General features: G+C 37.0%; 1 protein-coding gene and 1 tRNA gene. One reads left to right on the forward strand and one right to left on the reverse strand.

Annotated features, from left to right (window positions below; genetic code table 11):
* The first annotated feature begins 179 nt into the window (after positions 1 to 179).
* Positions 180 to 252, forward strand: a tRNA-Lys gene (locus JHD69_RS20210).
* 85 nt (positions 253 to 337) lie between these two features.
* On the opposite strand, the gene JHD69_RS21170 is transcribed toward JHD69_RS20210, so the two are convergent.
* A partial coding sequence (locus JHD69_RS21170; protein ID WP_233166110.1) for a hypothetical protein occupies positions 338 to 535 on the reverse strand: 198 nt, incomplete at its 5' end.

Here is a 535-nt window from a genome sequence, read left to right on the forward strand (position 1 = left end):
ACTTTGTGCAGGGCGATGCCTAAACCGCAAATTTACCTTTGGTTAACCTCAGCTTTACAATTAATTTCCTTATAAATCAGTAAAGTACGGCCTTAACAAAAAAAAGTCTTGCAGGAAATTAATCATAACCCTATATTTGCAGCACTTTAAAACAAAGCGACAAGCTGATTGATAAAGTAGATTCCGTAGCTCAGTTGGTAGAGCATTACACTTTTAATGTAGTGGTCCTGGGTTCGAGTCCCAGCGGGATCACAAAAAGGAGACGATCAAAAGATTGTCTCCTTTTTTGTTTTAGGCATTTACCATTGGCCAATGGGTTGAAACATTTAAAATATCCTTAACTGGCTGGATCTTTTATACTAGCTTGCTTAAACTTCCAGATTAAAATTATTGCACTTATTACAACAAAAAAATACGGCAATGATATATTGAACATGTTATAATCAGTATTGCTTTCTTGGATAATTACCAATGCACTGTTTCTGGCTCCGGCTGTTCGAGGAATAAGCTCTTGTGCATAGTTCCAGCCCAGATG

This window comes from Pedobacter sp. ASV12, from assembly GCF_016429155.1.
Lineage (GTDB): Bacteria > Bacteroidota > Bacteroidia > Sphingobacteriales > Sphingobacteriaceae > Pedobacter.